This is a genomic window from Halorubrum sp. Ea1 (assembly GCF_002252965.1).
In the GTDB taxonomy this organism is placed as follows: domain Archaea; phylum Halobacteriota; class Halobacteria; order Halobacteriales; family Haloferacaceae; genus Halorubrum.
On the sequence record NZ_NHPG01000099.1, the window covers coordinates 36,059 to 53,973 of the forward strand.

15 protein-coding genes and 1 pseudogene are annotated in these 17,915 nt (G+C 59.9%); 7 read left to right on the forward strand and 9 right to left on the reverse strand.

The features are described 5' to 3' along the window. Position 1: 1 nt before the first annotated feature. The 3 genes from DJ73_RS11925 (at position 2) to DJ73_RS11935 (ending at position 1,967) form a co-directional block, all read left to right on the forward strand. The gene (locus DJ73_RS11925; protein WP_141212954.1) at positions 2-748 is read left to right on the forward strand and encodes a hypothetical protein; all 747 of its coding nucleotides are present in this window, start codon (positions 2-4) and stop codon (positions 746-748) included. Positions 749-1,093: 345 nt separating this feature from the next. After that, entirely contained in the window at positions 1,094-1,471 is a 378-nt protein-coding gene (locus DJ73_RS11930; RefSeq protein ID WP_094522920.1) for a YccF domain-containing protein, read from the forward strand. Between the two features lie 280 nt (positions 1,472-1,751). Then, on the forward strand, positions 1,752-1,967 hold the full coding sequence (locus DJ73_RS11935) for a hypothetical protein (RefSeq protein WP_094522922.1): 216 nt from the start codon (positions 1,752-1,754) through the stop codon (positions 1,965-1,967). Positions 1,968-2,135: 168 nt separating this feature from the next. Here DJ73_RS11935 and DJ73_RS11940 read toward each other — a convergent pair whose 3' ends face one another. From DJ73_RS11940 to DJ73_RS11960, 5 genes are all read right to left on the reverse strand, one after another. Further along, on the reverse strand, positions 2,136-3,278 hold the full coding sequence (locus DJ73_RS11940; RefSeq protein WP_094522924.1) for an FAD-dependent monooxygenase: 1,143 nt from the start codon (positions 3,276-3,278) through the stop codon (positions 2,136-2,138). Between the two features lie 185 nt (positions 3,279-3,463). Then, the gene (locus DJ73_RS11945) at positions 3,464-4,087 is read right to left on the reverse strand and encodes a peptide-methionine (S)-S-oxide reductase (RefSeq protein ID WP_094522960.1); all 624 of its coding nucleotides are present in this window, start codon (positions 4,085-4,087) and stop codon (positions 3,464-3,466) included. A gap of 261 nt (positions 4,088-4,348) precedes the next feature. Then, positions 4,349-4,921 (reverse strand): PH domain-containing protein, encoded by a 573-nt coding sequence (locus DJ73_RS11950; RefSeq protein ID WP_094522926.1) that lies wholly within the window; start codon positions 4,919-4,921, stop codon positions 4,349-4,351. A 6-nt stretch (positions 4,922-4,927) separates the two neighbouring features. After that, a complete protein-coding gene (locus DJ73_RS11955; RefSeq protein WP_094522928.1) occupies positions 4,928-5,623 on the reverse strand; it encodes a PH domain-containing protein in 696 nt (231 codons plus the stop codon). Between the two features lie 176 nt (positions 5,624-5,799). Then, a complete protein-coding gene (locus DJ73_RS11960; protein ID WP_254921642.1) occupies positions 5,800-7,017 on the reverse strand; it encodes an FAD-binding oxidoreductase in 1,218 nt (405 codons plus the stop codon). Here DJ73_RS11960 and DJ73_RS11965 point away from each other — a divergent pair. After that, positions 6,976-8,388, forward strand: coding sequence for an amidohydrolase (locus tag DJ73_RS11965; protein WP_254921644.1), 1,413 nt, complete (start codon positions 6,976-6,978; stop codon positions 8,386-8,388). The genes DJ73_RS11960 and DJ73_RS11965 overlap by 42 nt on opposite strands. A 174-nt stretch (positions 8,389-8,562) precedes the next feature. Here the strand turns inward: DJ73_RS11965 and DJ73_RS11970 are convergent, their stop codons facing one another. Beyond that, complete coding sequence (locus DJ73_RS11970; RefSeq protein ID WP_094558064.1) at positions 8,563-9,129, reverse strand: sugar O-acetyltransferase; 567 nt, start codon at positions 9,127-9,129, stop codon at positions 8,563-8,565. A gap of 559 nt (positions 9,130-9,688) precedes the next feature. Then, positions 9,689-10,303 (reverse strand): deoxyribodipyrimidine photo-lyase, encoded by a 615-nt coding sequence (locus tag DJ73_RS21360; protein WP_094558065.1) that lies wholly within the window; start codon positions 10,301-10,303, stop codon positions 9,689-9,691. A gap of 333 nt (positions 10,304-10,636) precedes the next feature. Between DJ73_RS21360 and DJ73_RS11980 the strand changes: the two genes are divergently transcribed. From DJ73_RS11980 to DJ73_RS11990, 3 genes and pseudogenes are all read left to right on the forward strand, one after another. Further along, on the forward strand, positions 10,637-11,269 hold the full coding sequence (locus tag DJ73_RS11980; RefSeq protein WP_141212955.1) for a TlpA family protein disulfide reductase: 633 nt from the start codon (positions 10,637-10,639) through the stop codon (positions 11,267-11,269). Between the two features lies 1 nt (position 11,270). Further along, entirely contained in the window at positions 11,271-11,945 is a 675-nt protein-coding gene (locus tag DJ73_RS11985; protein ID WP_094522938.1) for a hypothetical protein, read from the forward strand. Positions 11,946-12,502: 557 nt separating this feature from the next. Further along, positions 12,503-14,119: pseudogene (locus DJ73_RS11990) on the forward strand (alkaline phosphatase D family protein). Between the two features lie 1,310 nt (positions 14,120-15,429). On the opposite strand, the gene DJ73_RS11995 reads toward DJ73_RS11990, so the two are convergent. After that, positions 15,430-16,203 (reverse strand): IclR family transcriptional regulator, encoded by a 774-nt coding sequence (locus DJ73_RS11995; protein WP_094558066.1) that lies wholly within the window; start codon positions 16,201-16,203, stop codon positions 15,430-15,432. 458 nt (positions 16,204-16,661) lie between these two features. Further along, positions 16,662-17,783, reverse strand: coding sequence for a 2-methylaconitate cis-trans isomerase PrpF family protein (locus DJ73_RS12000; RefSeq protein WP_094558067.1), 1,122 nt, complete (start codon positions 17,781-17,783; stop codon positions 16,662-16,664). Between the last annotated feature and the right edge of the window lie 132 nt (positions 17,784-17,915).

Sequence of the window (17,915 nt, forward strand, 5' to 3'; positions counted from 1 at the left end):
TATGGGGACACTCGTCCTCGACATCGAAACCGCGAGCCCCTTCGAGGAACCACCCGAGAACTCGAACGACACGGAATACTACGAGTTGGTTGCCGTCGGTCTCGCGTACGCGGACGGTCTCGAGACGACGCCGGAAACCGCGGTACCGTTCCGTCGTGGGGACTGGGAAGCCACTCACACGACCGACCTCTACCAGCGAATGTTCGAGTGGTGTGACGAACGGGACGTCGACCGCCTCCTCACCTACAACGGTGCTTGGTTCGACGGGAAACACCTCCTCAACTGGGCTCGAGAGATAGACGCCGCGACAGGTCACGGGTTCTTCCACCGGACCGAGGCACTGTTCGAAAACCACGTCGACGTCGCCCTCGCCGCGGCCGACGAATACGCCGACGAACTCTGGGACGATCAGCAGATCCTCCCCGACTGGAAAGCATACGACCTCGGCGGCGTAGACAACGATAGCGTCTGGTACGACGACTACGAGTTCCCGGACACGTACCTCTCAGAGATAGACGGGAGCGGCGTCCAAGGCAAACACGTCGGGCAGGTGCTCGGCGAGCGATACGTCGACAACGTCGCCGCCGGCATCGAGGGGACCAGCGTCCACCGAGAGCTCACCCGACTCCTCGAAGATTACTGCCTGAGTGACGTCGCCGACCTCATCGAACTGTACACGACGCTCGGCGGTCCCTCGCTTGACGAGACGTATCGTCGGACGGCAACGGAAATCGACGACGACGCTTGAACGTATCAGAGTACGGGGTGATGTCCGGGCTCTGTTCGCGTATTGACGGAGTTGCGCACTGAGTCACGACCCATCCGTCGCATCCGGCACCTCTCCTCCCGGCAACCGGCGCGAACGAGCGTGTTTTGCCGCCGCGAAACGCGCCGTCCTCGGAGACAGTCACCCGCTTGGTTTTGTCCCAGTCCGCAGGTTCCGTCGGTAGTCACCCGACGCCTAGTACAGCTCTGCTCGTTCCGCTTCGGTCGTCGTCTCGTGTACGTCCGCGTCGTAGAACGGAAGATCCGCTTTTCAGGGACCGCCGGGATCGACGACACGGATTTACTACGTGGGGGTCTATTCCGAGCAATGGCACAACGATCCCTCCTCGTTCGCGCGCTGTGGTTCGTGTTCGTCGGCTGGTGGGCGACACCGATCGTCGTCAACACCGCGTGGCTGCTCAACGTCACGGTCGTCCTGCTCCCGGTCGGCATCAAGCTGATCAACCTCGTGCCGACGGTGCTCACGCTCGCGGAGCCGCGGTCGCTTTCGGCGCCCGAGTCGGCGCGGGGGCAACGCTCGCTCGCCGTCCGAGCGATCTACTTCATCCTCGTCGGCTGGTGGCTGAGCCTGCTGTGGGCGAACGCGGCGTCGTTCCTCGCGGTCACGGTCGTGGGGCTCCCGGTCGCGATCTGGATGCTCAACCGGCTGCCGTACGTCACGTCGCTGTACCGGTTTCACGGGTGACGCCGGCGGTCGCTGCCCGGTCGCCGAGATGCGGATTCGCCTGCTCTGTGTGTGACGCTGATACAGACCGGGCCACGTGACCGGCATGCGCGCTGTATTCAGCATCGCTTTGCAAGGCGGCCCCCAGCGGAGAACTGCAACAGCGCCGGGGTCCGAGGGCCTGACAGACCCGCGATTCATCGGTTCCATTTCGGCGGATGTGATCGCGTCAGACAGCCGTCTCGACGGAAACCGGAATCGGAATTCAAATAGCCGTCTCGCTGTAACAACAGGTGTTCAAATGACAGAGGATAGCAGTTCCGGGCGCGTTCCCAGCCAACCCGTCGTCGTCCAAGAGAATACCCATCAGAACGAGATACCGGAGAATATCGACTCGGAGCTGTATTCGGCAGACAGTCCCGACAATTCGTTCCACGAATTCAAGATCGAGCGGGGAGACGACCTCGTAGAAGCGCTTCGAGAGAACGGCTACACGGTGGAGTTCAGAGACCGGTAGCGTTCGACTTTGGACGCCGTTGAAACCAGTCGAAGCGGATAGGGTCGGTGGTCGGAATACGGAGGCCCGTCTGGCCCGTGAGTAAGTGCGTCGGCTTCTACCCGTTCCGGTCCGCTCGACGACCGGTGACGCGCGGCGCTCGTTCGGGCGGTCACTCCGAGCCACCGATCAGTCCAGGTTCAGCCGCACGTCACCCATCTGTTTCCCGCGGGCAACGAGTGTGGTGCCGTACTCGGTGCGTGTTCGACCCCATGCTTCGAGCGCGTCGTCGACCGACCCGTGGCTCGCAAGGGCGTCGGCGAGCGCGGTCGCATCGCCAGCCGCCTTCGCCGTCCCGGCGGCCGTGTGCGGCCGGGCAACGAACGCGGCGTCACCGAGCAGACACGCCCGACCCGCGACCATCGCCGGCACCGTCAGGTCGTAGATCGCCTGTACGAAGAGGTCCGGCGTCTCGCCCACGAGCGTCTCGAACACGGGCGGAAGCGTCGCTGCGCGCTCTCGCTGTCGGCGACCCACCGGTTCGCGCAACCGACCCGGTGAGACGGAGAACCGTCGTTCGGTATCGCTCGTATCCGTGAATATCGCACGCCGGTCCCGCCCGTCTAGCGTGTCGTACCACACCCAGTTGAGTCGACGCGATCCTCGTTCTGTCTCGCCGTCCGGGCCCGGGATGAAATACGCGAGGATGAGCTGATCGGTCCCTTGGTAGAACGTGAAGGTCCCGTCGAAGGCCTCGACACACCCGGCCGGAAGGGCCGCTTCGTCGACGACGCCACGCCACGCGACGTAGGATGCGAACTCCGGTTCCACGTTGGGATGCAGGTGAGCGCGCGTCGTCGACTGGCCGCCCTCCGCGGAGACGACTACGTCGGCAGTCCGTTCCGTCCCGTCATCGATCGTTACGGTCGCCGTCTCGGGCGTCACGGCTGTGACCGCTGTCCCGGTCCGGTATCGCTCGTCGGGGAAGGCGTCGCGGAGCTGTCGATAGAGCGCGTCCCACGACGTGAACACCATCGTCTCGGACACGGCGCGTTCGACGTCACCGCTCTCATCGAGAAACCGGCGCTCGTGAGACCGCGTCGTGATCGCTTCCGGGTCGACGAGGTCGTGATCGCCGAGAAACCGTCGGATGTTCCGTTGGGCGACGATCCCGCCGCCGCGGCTTTTGAGCGCACCTGCCGACCGCTCGTAGATCGTCGGACGGTGGCCCGACCGTGCGAGCGCAATACCCGTGAAGAGCCCCCCCATCGATCCGCCGGAGATGAGGACGTCGAGACCGGAACCGGACTGATGGGACCGTTCGTTAGACACACTGGTCCGTTACTGCGTGACAGGTGAAAGCCTACGGATCCGCCGATACGGCGTGGCTTCCCGCGCCGCTTGCCGTTTCACGTCGGGCGTGACCGTGTCGGAACCGTCACTGTCGGCGACCCGCGTCCGCTGTTCGACCGACTCTCCGTCGACGGCGCTGGCCGTCGGTAACAAATTCGCGAGGTCTAGGCCGTCCCGCGGTCGGATATCGGTAGTTCCTCGGCAATGGCAACATCGTGTCCGGCGGCGTACCCGTTCAGCGTGGCAGCGAGCGGCGATTCACGCAACTCGTCGTCGCCGTATCCCGCCGCCTCGAACGCGTCCGTGAACGAGGAGACGGACCGGAGCTTGTACTTCTGATGGTAGTCCTCAGCGGGATAGAAGCGCGAGAGCTGTTCGATGCGTGTGCCGATTCCGTCGGCGGTGAGCCCTCGCGTAGCGAGGAACTCATCGAGGACCGCTCGTTGGTCTTCCGTCTCGGCTAACACGATACTCTGATACTGTGTTTTCTTCGTCTGGTGCTGCGGGTTGTGCGACGTGAACACCCGATTCAGAAGGTCTCGATACGCTACCGCGTCGGGATCGAACTCGACTTGCACCACTTCCGTGTGGTCGCCTAACGAGCGATACGTCGGATCGAGTTTTGTTCCGCCGGCGTAGCCGACGCGAGTGCGAACGACGCCGTCCATCGCACCGAACTGGGCGTCGGGCCCCCAGAAACAGCCGATCCCGAACGTCGCCGTGGCAGTCTCCGCACTATCCATCGCGCGGCGGTCGTACTCGCGTATCTGTGTTTGTGTGAGCGTCATCGGGGTCACCAGTCTGGAGAGTCGCCGAAGCGCGGGTCGCGGATCCCACCGCATCTACCACCATTCAGGCTCGCAGACGTATATGCTGAGTGTCGGTCTCGCTGCGCAGTTACCGCGGAAAGACGCTCTCGGTGTCGTGAGTTGCCGGAAGGGGTCATTCGACCGTCCGTCCTCGCTCGTCTCCTCGCCACGCTCACTCGGCGCCCGTCGAGTCGGGCACGTCACAGGGATACCGTCTACTCTCTGGCCTTTCCCGAACGACTACTCTTCGAGAGAGCTGCGAAGCGCTCGTATCTCGTCACGAATTTGCCGCCACTGCGTCAGATCTCCGGGGATGCCGGATTCCCGTCGACCGTCTCCACCGAGACCGTCGTCGTTCGCTGCCGTTCGATCGACGAGTGCCCGGATGGCACGAGGGTCTTCGATCGCCCGGAACGAGAGGTCGTCCCCACCGGCGATTTCGAACGTCACTGAGCCGTATCCGAAAATCGACCCCGTGATGTCCTGCTCGAAGGAGCTGTTCTGGACGGTTTCGAGGTTCGCCTGTGTCACAGACCGGGTCAACACGCCGCGTTTCACGTAGAGTGCTTCCTCCGTTATCACGTACTGCACGCCTTGGAGAGCGAAATAGTTCCAAAGCGGGATCGCCGCTCCGAGTGGAACGACCGCGAGGAAGAGCGGGGTCCCTCTGGCAACGCTGACCACGATTCCGGAGACGATGAGGAGAACGCCGACCACGACTGCTGGAAGGACGGTAGTGACCCGCGGGCGGCCGGACCATTCGACCGATTCGGTGGTGTCGAGCGGGATCGCCGGATCTATCGAATCCGTCATGGCTGGCTACCGTTCATCAGCCGACTCTTCGTCGGCGGTAGCGTTCTCGGCTCTCGGGTTGCTACTCGCGAACTCACTGTGGCCGGTGCTCCCTTCACCAGTCGGTCGTTCGTCCGCCGCATTACCGGTGTTGGACGTCGTGGCCGATGTGTTTCCCGTCGTCTCCCGTTGTGCTTCGACGGTAGAGCGGATCGCTCTGAGTTCGACGAGGATCTCGTCAAGTACGTCGCGCGTGGTTTCACCTGATTCCGTCGTCGGTTCACCACGGCTGCCCTTCACGCGTTTGTTGATGCGCTCTTGAACCTCGCGCGGTTCGGGGACCGACCGGAACTGCATCTCGATACCGGAGCCGCCAGCGGTCGAGATATCGACGTTCCCGTAGCCGAACTGCGAGCCGAAGAATCCCTGGCTGTAGGACGTGTTTTGGACCTTTCCGAAATCGATGCGCTGGACGTCACGTGAGAGGATCCCCGTCTTCTTGTACAGTCCATCGGTCGTCACGACGTACTGCGTATTCTCGCGCTGGAGATAGGTCCCGGCGATGACGAATAACCCGATGAGGACGAGAGCGAGAGGGATTCCGACGACAAGCGCCGGGATCAAGCTGCTCTCGTGTGGTTTTCCGGACCAAACGATCTCTTCGTCTTCGTCGAGGGTTAACCAGTCGGCAGTTTCAGGGTCGATAGTAGATGGCTCGGACATGCGAGGCACTTTGTCAGATGACTGTATTAAAACCCGACGAGGCGATAGCGATCGCCGTCCCTCAGTACGTCGCTTGAGACGAACACGCGCCGTATGCGTCCTGGAGGAGCATCCCCCCGAAGTCCGAACAACGCCCCTTCGTACGACGACGGCGAAAACTGCTGATCGGTGGTTCGTCAGTCCCCACCGGCACTGATACTCAGGAACTCGAAGTCTGGGCTTCGAGAATCGAACCGAGACAGTGAGAACGGCCTGGTCGGGACTGGCGGATCCTCGCCGGTCATGAGACACCGGACGAGCCGCCCGGCGACGGGTGCGGACATCACACCGCGTCCGTGGAATCCGGCGGCGATGACGAGGCCGTCGGGAGCGTCCGCCGGCGAGTCGATTATCGGACGCGTGTCGGGCGTTGCCCCGTCGATTCCCGCCCAGCCGTCGACCACACGGAGGCGACCATCTGCCCGGAGGAACCGCGGAACGAGGCCGGCGACGTGGTCCTGGAACGCTTCGTCGGCACGTTCGCTCGCTGCCGTGGGATCGTCCTCGGCGAACGACCAGCCGCCGACGAGGAGATCCCCGTTCCCCTCGCGACGGAAGTAGACGTGCTCGCCGGGAATCCACCCCATCGGGAAGGCGTCGGACAACGACGAGTCCGGACGCAAGACCAGACACTGCGTCCGGTACGGTCGAATCGGAACTTCCAGAATGGGAGTCAGTAACTCGTTGACGCGCCAGCCGGTGGCCACGAGGACGTTGTCGCTGCGTATCGCCCCGTCTTCGGTGTCGACGCCAGTGACTCGTTCGCCGTCTTCGAGGATCTCCGTTACGGTCACCCCGGTCTCGAAGCGAGCACCGTGCGCCTCGGCGTCGGACTGTAGCGTCGTCGTGAGTGTGTACGGATCGAGGTGACCTGTGTCTGTGAACCGAACCGCACCGGCGAACGATGATGGGTCGATCTGCGGCCACCGATCCTCGACCTCCGACGGCTCCAAAAACGCAACCTCAACTCCGTCCTTTCGAAGACGGTCCACGCGCGCACGTGCCTCGTCCTCACGGTCAGGGGTAACGAGTTCCGCGCTCGGCGTCTGGGTGTACTCGAACGAGCCCGTTCCGTCGTACCTTCTGAAGAAGTCGGTCGCGTAATCGGCGATCTCCGGGTAGTCCGTGTAGGAGGGCTCCATCGTCACCTCACCCGCTGCCCGTGCCGTCGCTCCGCTCGCGATCTGGTCGCGTTCGAGCAGGAGTACGCGATGGTCCGGCGCGAGCTCGCTGGCGGCCGCACAGCCGATCACGCCGCCGCCGGTGACACTGAACCCGTTGAGGCGGCCGCGACAGATCCGCAGACCGTCGATCTGGACGGTCGGGTCGTTCTTCCGGGGTTCAACGACGCCCACACGCACCTCCTGTCTGTCGGGATCGATCAGTTGGAGACCGATCTTGCCGACACAGACGACCGCGCCGAAGCGCTCTCAATGCTCGGAGAGAACGCGGCTACAACCGAGCCAGGAGATTGGGTGCTCGGCTACAACTTCGACGAAACGACGTGGCCAGACGAGGACGGACACCTCACCCGAACCGATCTCGACGCGGTGAGCGAAGATCACCCCGTCGCGGCGATGCGCGTCGACGGCCACGCCGCGGCTGTCAACAGTCTCGCGCTCGACCGAGTCGACCTCGATGGTGTGGAGCGTGACGTGAACCGTAACGACGACGGCACCCCGACCGGGGTGCTCGTGGAAGACGCCGCCGGCCGCGTGAAACAAGCGACGTACCCGCGCGGCGACAAGGCCCGCCGCGCACTGGCGGCGGCGACCGAGCGGGCACACGAACTCGACGTCACGTCGGTTCAGAACATGTCGGGGCTCACCGCGCCACAGGAGTTCGGCAGCCCGATCCACGCAGCGTTCTTCGGCGCGTGGCGAGACGACGAGCTGGGACTCCGCGTGACCTTTTATGTGCACTCCGGGAAGGCGGAGTCGCTGTCGAACCTCGAGATCGCCTCCGGGTTCGGCGATGACTGGCTCCGGATCGGCGGGCTCAAGACGTTCTCCGATGGGTCACTCGGCGCACGAACCGACAAGATCTCCGGCACCTACGTCGACGACCCCGACAACGATGGGACGATGGTGACGACCGAGTCCGAGCTCCGCGAGCTGTTCCGGACCGCCGCCCGAGCCGATCAGCAGATCGCCACCCACGCGCTGGGGGACGTGGCGGTCGACACTGTGCTCGATTGCTACGAGGCGGTGCTCGACGACTACCGCGTACCGGACCCGAGACTCCGGATCGAACACCTGGAACTGGCGACCGACGCCGCGATAGCTCGGATGGCTGACCTCGGGATCGTCGCGAGTATGCAACCGAACTTCCTCCAGTGGGCCGGCGAAGACGGGATCTACGGGACCGTCCTCGGGAGCGAGGCCCGTGGCGGGAACAACCGTTTCCGGAGCGTCCGCGACGCGGATGTGCCGCTCGCGTTCGGCAGCGACACGATGCCGATCGGTCCGCTCCACGGCATCCACCACTCGGTCAACGCACCACACGACACGCAACGTCTCTCCGTCGACGAGGCGATCGCCGCATACACGCGGGACGCGGCGTACGCCGAGTTCACCGAAGACGAGAAAGGAACACTCGAATCAGGGAAACTCGGCGACGCGGTCGTGCTTGATGCGAACCCATTCGCGGAGCCGGAGTCGATCGCGGATATCGACATCCATATCACGGTCGTCGACGGCAAAATCGCGTACGAAAGCTCGACGTAATCGAGCCGTCCGCTCTCCGGATATCACCTATTCAGACGATCTCAGCGGAGGGAGTGCTCCAATACCGTCTCGTTGGGTCTCGCGTTATACAGCGCGTGTCGGTGGTGTGGGTACATCCTGAACTAGCGGCACGCCGACCCGATTCTGTTCGGTACGGGTTACGGACGGCGAAAATTAATCGTCTGCCTCAAGATCTTTCACTACCGTTGCAGGATTACCCTGTACGACCACATTCTCGGGTACGTCTTCTGTTACGATTGCGCCAGAGGCAACGACTGCGTTGTCTCCAACCGTTACGCCGGGGTTGAGAACTGCCTGGCCACCGATCCAGACGTTCTCACCGACCGTGACGGGATTGGCATATTCCTGACCGCTGATCCGTTCGTCCGCGTCGAGCGGGTGGGTTGCGGTGTAGATATGCACACTCGGGCCAAGCATACAATTCCGCCCGACCTCCACCCGGCATTCGTCTAACATCACGCAGTCGAAATTCGCGTAGAAGTTCTCACCAACGTGGATGTTGTATCCGTAGTCACAGCGAAACGGCGGCTCGACGTAGCATTCGTCACCAAGTGAGCCGAACAGTTCCTCTAACAGGTTCCGTTGCGTCTCAGCGTCGTCCGATGTCGTCCGATTATAGCGTCTTGCGAGTTTGCGAGCACGTTCCCGCTCGGCCAACAGTTCGGGAACGTCTGCGTCGTACAGCTCCCCGTTCAGCATTTTTTCTTTTTCACTGCCCATGACCTCGAATGATCACCGACTCAGATACGCGTTCCGAACCCTGTTCCCACAACAGTCAGCGTACCACCTGAACGCACGTAGAGAAGGAGTCTACCTCACCGAGCTCTCAGTTACCCATCGAGCACGATACGAGTCGGCCTCGCCGAACCGGCAGCGCTTATCATCCCGAACGATTGGCTCCGTGCTGATTGGCGACTGTTTGGCTTCACCCGGAAAATAGACTTCTACAGACACATTCACGAGTCATCCACTCATCGGCCGGCTCGTTCGGACTATTACACCCAGAGACCGAGGCGCACTGTGTATACAGCAACGCCCGAATCAACGACTCGAAGTCTGCCAATAACACCGGACCGATACAGAGCGTGAAGTCAGCACGAATATGTGTTACCGTATTTAAATGAGCGAACGGAGAAGCACCGTCTCCGGATATTGGTCGGGAAGTGGCTTGACGATGTTGAATATCAGTGCGGCTGATAGAACCCGCTCATCGGTCATTACACGACCGGTGCGAACTCATTCGGACCCGGTCGAGTGTCGTATCATGCTGAGTGACGTACTATCCGGTGTCGTCACACCGACGATACGTCGTTCCGTTCGACAGCGCTCGTAATCGCTTTCGAGCAGATTCGGTACCGGCAGTGAGTGGCGCTGAGTCGTATTCGTCTTCACCAAGGTCTGAGAGCTGTGGCACCGCTCCGGTCTCAATACCCAGATCGTGCGGGTTAGCCAGATACGCCTCTGGGTTCGAGGGCAGCGTCGTAGATGATTTCACTTCGGTCGGCGGTTCGTTCGGAACGGACGTGTAGGCGACTCCGGTGCGAGTGAGAGCGCGCTGAACCGCACGGTCACGCCCACGAGCCAGTTGCGAGTGGTCTTCGTTCCACACGACTCGTTCGACTCCGATACTCCTCGCGATACGCCCCACGACGTCGGTCGGGTCTCCGTGCTGTATCACGAGATCACCGCCATGGCCTCGGTACCAGTCTCGAAGCTCGCGGAGCGAACCGAGCATGAACGCGACTCCCAACCCGTCGGCCCGTGACAAGATCGCATCGTCCAGCACGAACACCGACACCAAACAGCTATCCTCCTGTTTAGCAGCGGTGAAGGCGGTCGAAAGCGCCGGATTCGGACTTGGCTGAAGCGTACGACGGTGCCAATGCAACTGCACACATACTCATAGGGGCTTTCGGTAAGAAGGGTTGCGACGTCCGGCTAACGAAACGATTCAACCTGTGGTGGACCTCCCACCTCCCCACTGAGCACACAACCGTGCAAGACACGCGTCCCCTATTCGGCAGGGCTGCTGAAGCTTATCATCATAGTGTAGATACGACCGGACGCGGTAGTGTTGAGAGTATTTTTTCTGTTCACGTGACGGCCCGGAATATCGATCCGCGCGCCGATCGCGCGATCCGCGTCTCCTCACGGATCCGTCCGAATCCGAACGAAACCGAACGAATGTTGAACAACCTATAACTGCCGACGGGCCTCCTCATCGAGCATGGACACGCGTCATCCCACTCGCAGTCGATCCGATCGCTTCCCCAGACGGCGGGTCATCGCGGCCGCGGCCGCCACCGGTGTGGGAGCACTCGCCGGCTGTCTGGGAAGTGATGGCGAATCGGGGACCGACGACGGCGGCGACACCGGCAGCGACGGCGCCGACGACGGCGACGCAGCAGGCGAGGGTTCCGATGGGTCCACGGGAGAGGCATCGGCGACCGCCTGGCGGACGACAGAGTTGACCGACGTTCTGACGGATGAGGCGTTTCGTATCGACGAACTCGAGGGACCGGTCGCCGTCCAGTCGTTCGCCGTGTGGTGCCCGAACTGCGAGCGCCAGTCGGAGTCGCTGTCCCGCGTGGACGAGTCGGTCACCGTCGTCAGTCTCAACACCGATCCCAACGAGGACGCCGAGAAGGTGCGGAACCACGCGGAAGAGAACGACTTCGATTGGCGGTTCGCCGTCGCGCCGGCGGAGATGACCCAGTCGCTGATCGACGCGTTCGGAGCGGCGGTGACCAACGCCCCGAGCACCCCGATCATCGTCGCCTGTGATGACGGCGTCGCGGAGTTCTTCTCCGGAAGCCAGCAGTCCGCCACGGAGATCGAGGCGGCCGCCGACGAGTGTTGAGATGGGGCTCGCTACCGAGATCGTAACGTCGTTCACTCTCGGCGTCGCGACGCCGCTGTCGGCCGTCTGTGTGATCCCGTTGTATCCGGGATTCCTGGCCTTCCTCTCGAACCAGGACGACGACGCGCCACCGATCGCCGTCCTCGGCGTGTTGGTGTCGATGGGCGTGATCGCCTTCATGGGTGTCGTCGGCATCCTGTTCACGACGCTCCTCGAAACGTCGCTGACGGCCGTCGTGGAGCGCGTCTCGCCGCCGGCGTTCGCCGTCCTCGCGGTGCTGGGGGTCGTGTTAGTCGCGGATCTACACCCGCAGGCCGCCCTCCCCACGGTCGAACCGCCTCAGACGCGGTTCCCGTCGCTGTCGGCGTTCGCCTACGGCGCCTTCTTCGGGGCGATCGTGTTGCCGTGTAACCCGGGGTTCATCTCGGTGTTCTTCGCTCGGGCGTTCCTCTTCTCCGATCCGCTCTCCAGTATCGCGAACTTCGGCGCGTTCGGCGTCGGGATGGCGAGCCCGCTGCTGGCGTTCGCCGTGGTCTCCGAACCCTGGCGCGACCGCGTACTCGGCACGCTGACCGGCAACCGCCGGCTTATCAACGTCGGTACTGGCCTCGTTCTGGTCGGGATCTCGCTGTACTACCTGTTCTTCGTCTTCGAGGTCGCCGGACCGATCGGCTGACCGTTCGAGCGCTGGGGCGATCAGCTGACCGTTCGATGATGTACGTTGAAGTTTGAACGAGATAGCACCCGATTTCCCTCCGACAGACCCATCCAACACCGCGTCGTACACGCGTTGCATTTCATCTTCATCCTCGGAAGGCCTCTCGAACGAGAGTGGCCCGTCGCGGTGCGCATCGCCCGTCATGTACCGTAGAACGGACTGAAATCTCGTGTTTCTTGCTCCAACGAGCTCAATGTGGCTGATCTCAGTCGCGTGTACGGTTCTATTCGACTTTGGACTGAGAGGAAGCGGTTGCTGAAGACAGAGGCAGTAGTCAGTATACCATGATTTTGGAGCAAATTTTTCTCAGCGCAGATGTGAGACACTGCCATGACAGATAGCAGTGAAGAGTCATTTAACGAATACATCCGTGGCAGAGGCCGGAGCCGATGACTGAACGAAGCGCACGCGATGAACCCGCAAGAGGGTCGAGCGACCACGCTGAACTGCTGTCAGAACTGGAGTCACACGAGCTTGTGCTCGCAGCGGACACTGTTGACGCGACTGACTCGTCGATGTTCGAGGTCCAGCAGACGGACGCCGACGGTACTTTTCCACAGTCGGTCGCGAGCGGTGGGCCGACGCCAACGGGCGTTATTTTGTGGACGCGAATCGCGCCGAACGCCTTTGATTCCGAGCTACCGCTCGGTGTGCAGGTGGCGACCGACGCGAGCTTCGACGATATCGTCTATGACGGTGCTGTGACCGACGCAGAGACGATCCGGGCTCACGATTACACCGTTAAGATCGATCTCAACGGCCGTCTCGACCCCGACTCAGAGTACGCCTACCGGTTTGTCTACGACGGTGTCGCGACGCGAACGGGTTGGTGTCAGACGCTCCCGCGACCGGACGATTCCCCGGAATCAGTGCGCTTGGCCGTGCTCACTTGCCAGGACTATCTCAATGGCTACTATCCGGCGTATCACTACGTCGCCGAGGAGGACGTCGACTTCATCGTTCATCTGGGGGATTTCATCTACGAATCAGACTCGGGCGCGTTCAAGGGATTGGGCTCCTACGAGTATCCCGACCGCGAGAAATCCCTGCCCAGCGGCCACGATCACGCTCACTCACTGCAGGACTACCGGTACCTCTACCGGACGTACCGGGCCGACGAGTTCCTGCAGGAGGCGTTAGAGTCGCACACGCTGATCGCCGGCTGGGACGACCACGAGATGGTTGACGACATCTACTGGGACAGCGAAACCAACGCCCCGACAGGGAACCACCCTCGCGGAGACGACCCCGAGTTCATGACGCGACTCGTCGCCGACGCGATTCACGGGTGGTGGGAGTACATGCCAGCCCGCGTAGAGTATGACCCGTCCGGTGAATCATTACAGGAGCGGTTCAAACTGTGGCGGGAGATTCAGTTCGGCGACCTGGTCGACCTGGTGATGACCGACGAGCGCCTCTTCCGCGATCCCCCCCGCGAAGCGATACCGACTGTGGACAACGTCGGCCCACACCGTGAGCCTCCATGACGGACGATGCTCGGCGACGAGCAACGCGAGTGGCTGTTGGATACCGTCACCGACTCCGACGCGACGTGGACCGTCTGGGCCGACGAGGTGTTGACGATCCCGTTCCGTCTCGGGTCAGGGCCGCTCTCTGTCTATCCCGTCCAAGGTGGCTGGGACGGATACACACGGGAACGTCAGCGGATCGCCGAGAGGATCGCTGCGTCCAGCGTCGACAACTTCGTCACTGTCACCGGTGACATGCACAGCTACATCGCGGGCTATCAGCAAACATCGTACCCCGGCCGGGTGACCGGCGGCGAGGGCGTCGCCCAAGGGGAGCGGTTCGGCGTCGAGTTCATGACTCCGGCGATCACGTCGATCAACATCGCCGAGGCACTCCACCTCACTCGCGGTTTACGCAGGAACCTGACCGAACCGCTCGTCTCGAATCTCGTGCCCGCGATGAATCCTCACATCGAATTCTTCGACGGCCACAACTGGGGGTACTCCGTACTGGAGTTCGGGCACGAGGAGTGTCGGTATATCGGCTACGCCGTCGACAAGACCGACGACTCCCCTGACGCCGACCGAGACGTGCTGGTCGCCTACAGAGTTCCGGAGGGAGTCATCGATCTGACCGACGTGACTGACCAGCACCGAGCGTGAGTGTCAGCCGGGATTGAGAGACTCGTTTTGCTATCGAACATGGCTGCCAGCGCGACGGGTCGACAGTTTTGAGACGCCGATCCGACGTTCGGGACAGCAATCGGGTCATCAGCTCCAGAACATCACCGGCAGCAGGCTGCTCAAAGAGTGATCCAGTTAGAGTACGGGTGGACGAACTCTCATACCGCGATGATGCCCCCACCTCAACGCTACCGTGCAGTATCAGGGCAGTTATGTGCAAAGTGATATCGGTCGTGCGTGAACTACCGCTGGCATGCAGATTGGTCGAATACCGGCGTCCATCATAATGATTGCGCTGGGTCCAGTTGATACGAATCACTGACAGTCGGTCGTTAGAACGTCAGTCCGAGACTCAACGCTCGAGGCTCGCACGATTGTCAGATTGGTGGGTCGATGTGGCTAAAACTATTTGAAAACTAGTATATTATATATCATACCGATCTCAATATGTGTTTGACACTGTTGTGAAAGCTGTGGATCTCGACGCGGTAGCTGAGGTTTTCTCGTCGGAGTTCTCCCCTTGAGATCATCGGCGTCATCGACGAGAAACATGGCGTCGGCAACGTCGTGTTTCTCGAGAAGTTCAGTGAGAAGTTTTCGTACGATTGAACAATATACGTCGAAAGCCGCCGAGAATAGATATTTCGTTAGTTCTAAGATCGAAAACGGCGTACAATCAATATTCGTTATTATTGACTCGGATCGATTTTTGATCGACAGCGACGCGATCCGAGATTTCTTCCTGTCGGCTGTAAATCGGATTTGTGGACCCACTTTTGGATCGCAGTTTGACTTCGCTTGACATCTAAATATAAACAAAAGTAACTGTAGTTGAAAGTGGTAGTTCTGCAAGATAGCAACAAATACCAGTACCAATAATCTGTGGGGTGTCTGCTCTCGCTCCACAGCCCCAAATTGATCAACTCAGTAGAGTCGGTGAGGCGATCTCTTTCGAGCAGAGGAGTTCGGAAAATCGACCGCTTTACTCTTTACTTAACACCGCCGCCGTACTGGCAGAATATATGTGTGCACATTTAAGATCTACTATGTTAAGCGTATGTATAGAAGTTGGGGCTTGCTTTTTCACATTTGGCATTACAGTAGTACGTTTGTAATGGTGTGCTTATTTGATCTTCTTATTGGTGATGTCATGCGGCCCCAGCTCTAATTCGGTAACCACCGGATTCTGGGGCCTGAAACCTGTAACCACAGTGGTCTTCCCGTATATCGGGAATGAACGCAAGAGCTCTGATTAACACTAACAGCAATGCCAAACGTGTCTCAGTCACTTAATCGACCTCGTAAGCCAACTTCAGTTCCAGTTCATTTGCTGCAGCCAAGACAAGATTCGGGAGCTCCTCACGATAGAGATCTCCCGTAAATCGATGTGCAGGCCCAGAGATACTCAATCCGCCAACTGGCTCGTTGTCAGGACCACAGACGGCTGCACCGACAGCACGTAGTCCGGGCGTCGCTTCCTCGTTGTTGAACGCGACACCGGACTCACGAATTGTGTCAAGTTCAGCAAACAACTCTTCACGGTCGGTGATTGTCTGATCCGTCGATGCAGATAATCCACGCTTATCAATGATTTCCTCAACCCTTTCTTTAGGGAGCTCTGCAAGGATAGCTTTGCTGGACGCACTCTCATGGAGGGGACCGGTCTTTCCGATGCTTGCGTCTGTCTGGACTGCGTTTTCGCCGGACTGAGTGTATAGGTAGTACCTCAGCCCATTTTCTTCGACAACAAACTGGACTCGTTCACCAGTTTCTGTCGCGAGTTGGTCCACTTTCTGTTTCGCGAGCTCAAACACCTGTTTATCCGTCTGAACGCCTCCGCCGAGAGTTAGAAATCGCATTCCAAGTCTGTACTCCGTCCCATCACGCACGACGTAGCCATGCTTTCGGAGAGTATTGAGATGTCGATGTACTGTGCTCGTGGAGATGTCTAGTTCTGTCGCAATTTCTGATAGAGTGATTTCGCTATTGGACTCAACAGTGTGAACGATCGATATGGCCGTATCGACCGTGGAAACAGTGTCATTTTCGCTAATATCAGTCATGGCTCTACAATGGATGCCATACTATTTATTTTTCCCGAATAGCGGGAACTACCCGAATAGCGTATTTCCTCGGGTATGGACATCTAATTATCATCTGGGTGATTTATTTGATTGTCATTTTTTGTATGATAGTATACTGTGATCCGTTAGCAAGAATCATAATAACGTATTGGGGACTACCTCGTTTCGTAACTAGATAAAATCTTTAAATCTGATTATAGATATTCGTTTAATTATATAGTTATTGAAATTTTAGCGTCTTGTTTTCATATGGCGGGAAAACCTTCGAAACTGGATCCGGACTAGAGTGAATCTGAGCCCCCAATGGTGGCTGATGAAGTTATATCATGAAACTAGGGATGTTGATTTGTCAGCAGCGGAGTTGCTCAGCCGAACTAGGCCTCCGAGAATAATGAAATTCGATGCTCCTTAATTCTCAACCGTTCGAATGATCCCCATCAATAGTAGCCTGTTCCGTCCATAAGTCGTCGCTGTGTACGGTAGACTGTGACACTGTCGACGCTGTGCGGATCGGTCTCGACCAATGCGGTCGCGGACATGGCACCGCGGGGATGCCCTAATGTAACCGTCTCCTCGGTGTTCTTCGTAACATTTTCGACGATAGTCCCCGGGAGCCGTGCTGCAGCAGCGGTACAGGCAACGCCAGTGACAGCATACACCGGATGAAGTTTCCCCATCGACATATATCGAGCAAGAAGGTCCACCTCATCACCCGACACATCATTCCCGTCAGAAGTTTCGTAATCGGACGGGGGCGACACGAACACGAGCTTCGGGTAACCGGGCGACTCTGTTGACGCGTCCTCGGGCTCATCGACAAACCCGAGCTCTGCGCAGATCGAACCTCGAATACGTTCCAGATCCGCGAGGAGATCTGGGTCGTTGTCGATCTCTTCAGGCGTCTCTGTGGCTGTCAGCCCGATGTCAGCTGCCCTAATGAACGCAATCGGAGTCGTAACGTCAACGACAGACAATTCGAGTGTTCGTCCGTCGATTGTTCGTTCGATAGTCGGTCCGCCGAGTGGGTAGAGCGCGTCGGTCAACGAGCCCGCCGGGTCAAGGAACGTCGTGTCGATCCGCGCGCCAGTCCCGGGAACCCCGTGTATTGTGAAGTCACCTTCCGTCGCAGCGTTACCGTCCACCAGCGGGATCCGCTGTTCGATTCGGGCTTCAGTATTCGTATTGTGCAGCTGTAGGTTGACCGCGTCAGCGTCGGGGTCGACATCGACGAATCCCTCATCAACTGCAAAGGCGCCAATCGCGCAGGTTAGGTTCCCGCAGTTGCCGCTCCAGTCGATAACTGGTTTGTCTACAGCCACTTGGGCGAAAGTATACGAGACATCCGCATCTGGGACCTCGGCATCGCCGACGACCATGAGCTTCGACGTCGTTGAGGTCGCACCGCCTAGTCCGTCGATTTGTCTGGGATCGGGACTCCCAAAAAGCGAAAGTATGGCCTCGTCGCGGTCCGTCTCAGGGAGTTCCTCCCGACGAAGGAAGATTCCCTTGCTCGTCCCGCCTCGAACGATAGCACAACCGAGTGAGCGCTGATCGCTCATAGAACAGGAGCCCCTGCCTGAAATTTCTCTACGGGCGAGGTCAGTAGACTCGGTTCAACGGTCCAATCGATTCCGGGCGGATGGAGTAGTCCGCAGGGGGTTACGGTGATCTCGGAACAGGCTAGCTGTTTC

Coding starts and splice junctions, on each gene's coding strand:
- DJ73_RS11945 (WP_094522960.1), bottom strand. CDS start 4,087: ATGACGCTCACACAAACACAGATACGCGAGTACGACCGCCGCGCGATG.
- DJ73_RS11995 (WP_094558066.1), bottom strand. CDS start 16,203: ATGACTGATATTAGCGAAAATGACACTGTTTCCACGGTCGATACGGCC.
- DJ73_RS11985 (WP_094522938.1), top strand. CDS start 11,271: ATGGGGCTCGCTACCGAGATCGTAACGTCGTTCACTCTCGGCGTCGCG.
- DJ73_RS11980 (WP_141212955.1), top strand. CDS start 10,637: ATGGACACGCGTCATCCCACTCGCAGTCGATCCGATCGCTTCCCCAGA.
- DJ73_RS11930 (WP_094522920.1), top strand. CDS start 1,094: ATGGCACAACGATCCCTCCTCGTTCGCGCGCTGTGGTTCGTGTTCGTC.
- DJ73_RS11950 (WP_094522926.1), bottom strand. CDS start 4,921: ATGACGGATTCGATAGATCCGGCGATCCCGCTCGACACCACCGAATCG.
- DJ73_RS11955 (WP_094522928.1), bottom strand. CDS start 5,623: ATGTCCGAGCCATCTACTATCGACCCTGAAACTGCCGACTGGTTAACC.
- DJ73_RS11925 (WP_141212954.1), top strand. CDS start 2: ATGGGGACACTCGTCCTCGACATCGAAACCGCGAGCCCCTTCGAGGAA.
- DJ73_RS11935 (WP_094522922.1), top strand. CDS start 1,752: ATGACAGAGGATAGCAGTTCCGGGCGCGTTCCCAGCCAACCCGTCGTC.
- DJ73_RS12000 (WP_094558067.1), bottom strand. CDS start 17,783: ATGAGCGATCAGCGCTCACTCGGTTGTGCTATCGTTCGAGGCGGGACG.
- DJ73_RS11970 (WP_094558064.1), bottom strand. CDS start 9,129: ATGGGCAGTGAAAAAGAAAAAATGCTGAACGGGGAGCTGTACGACGCA.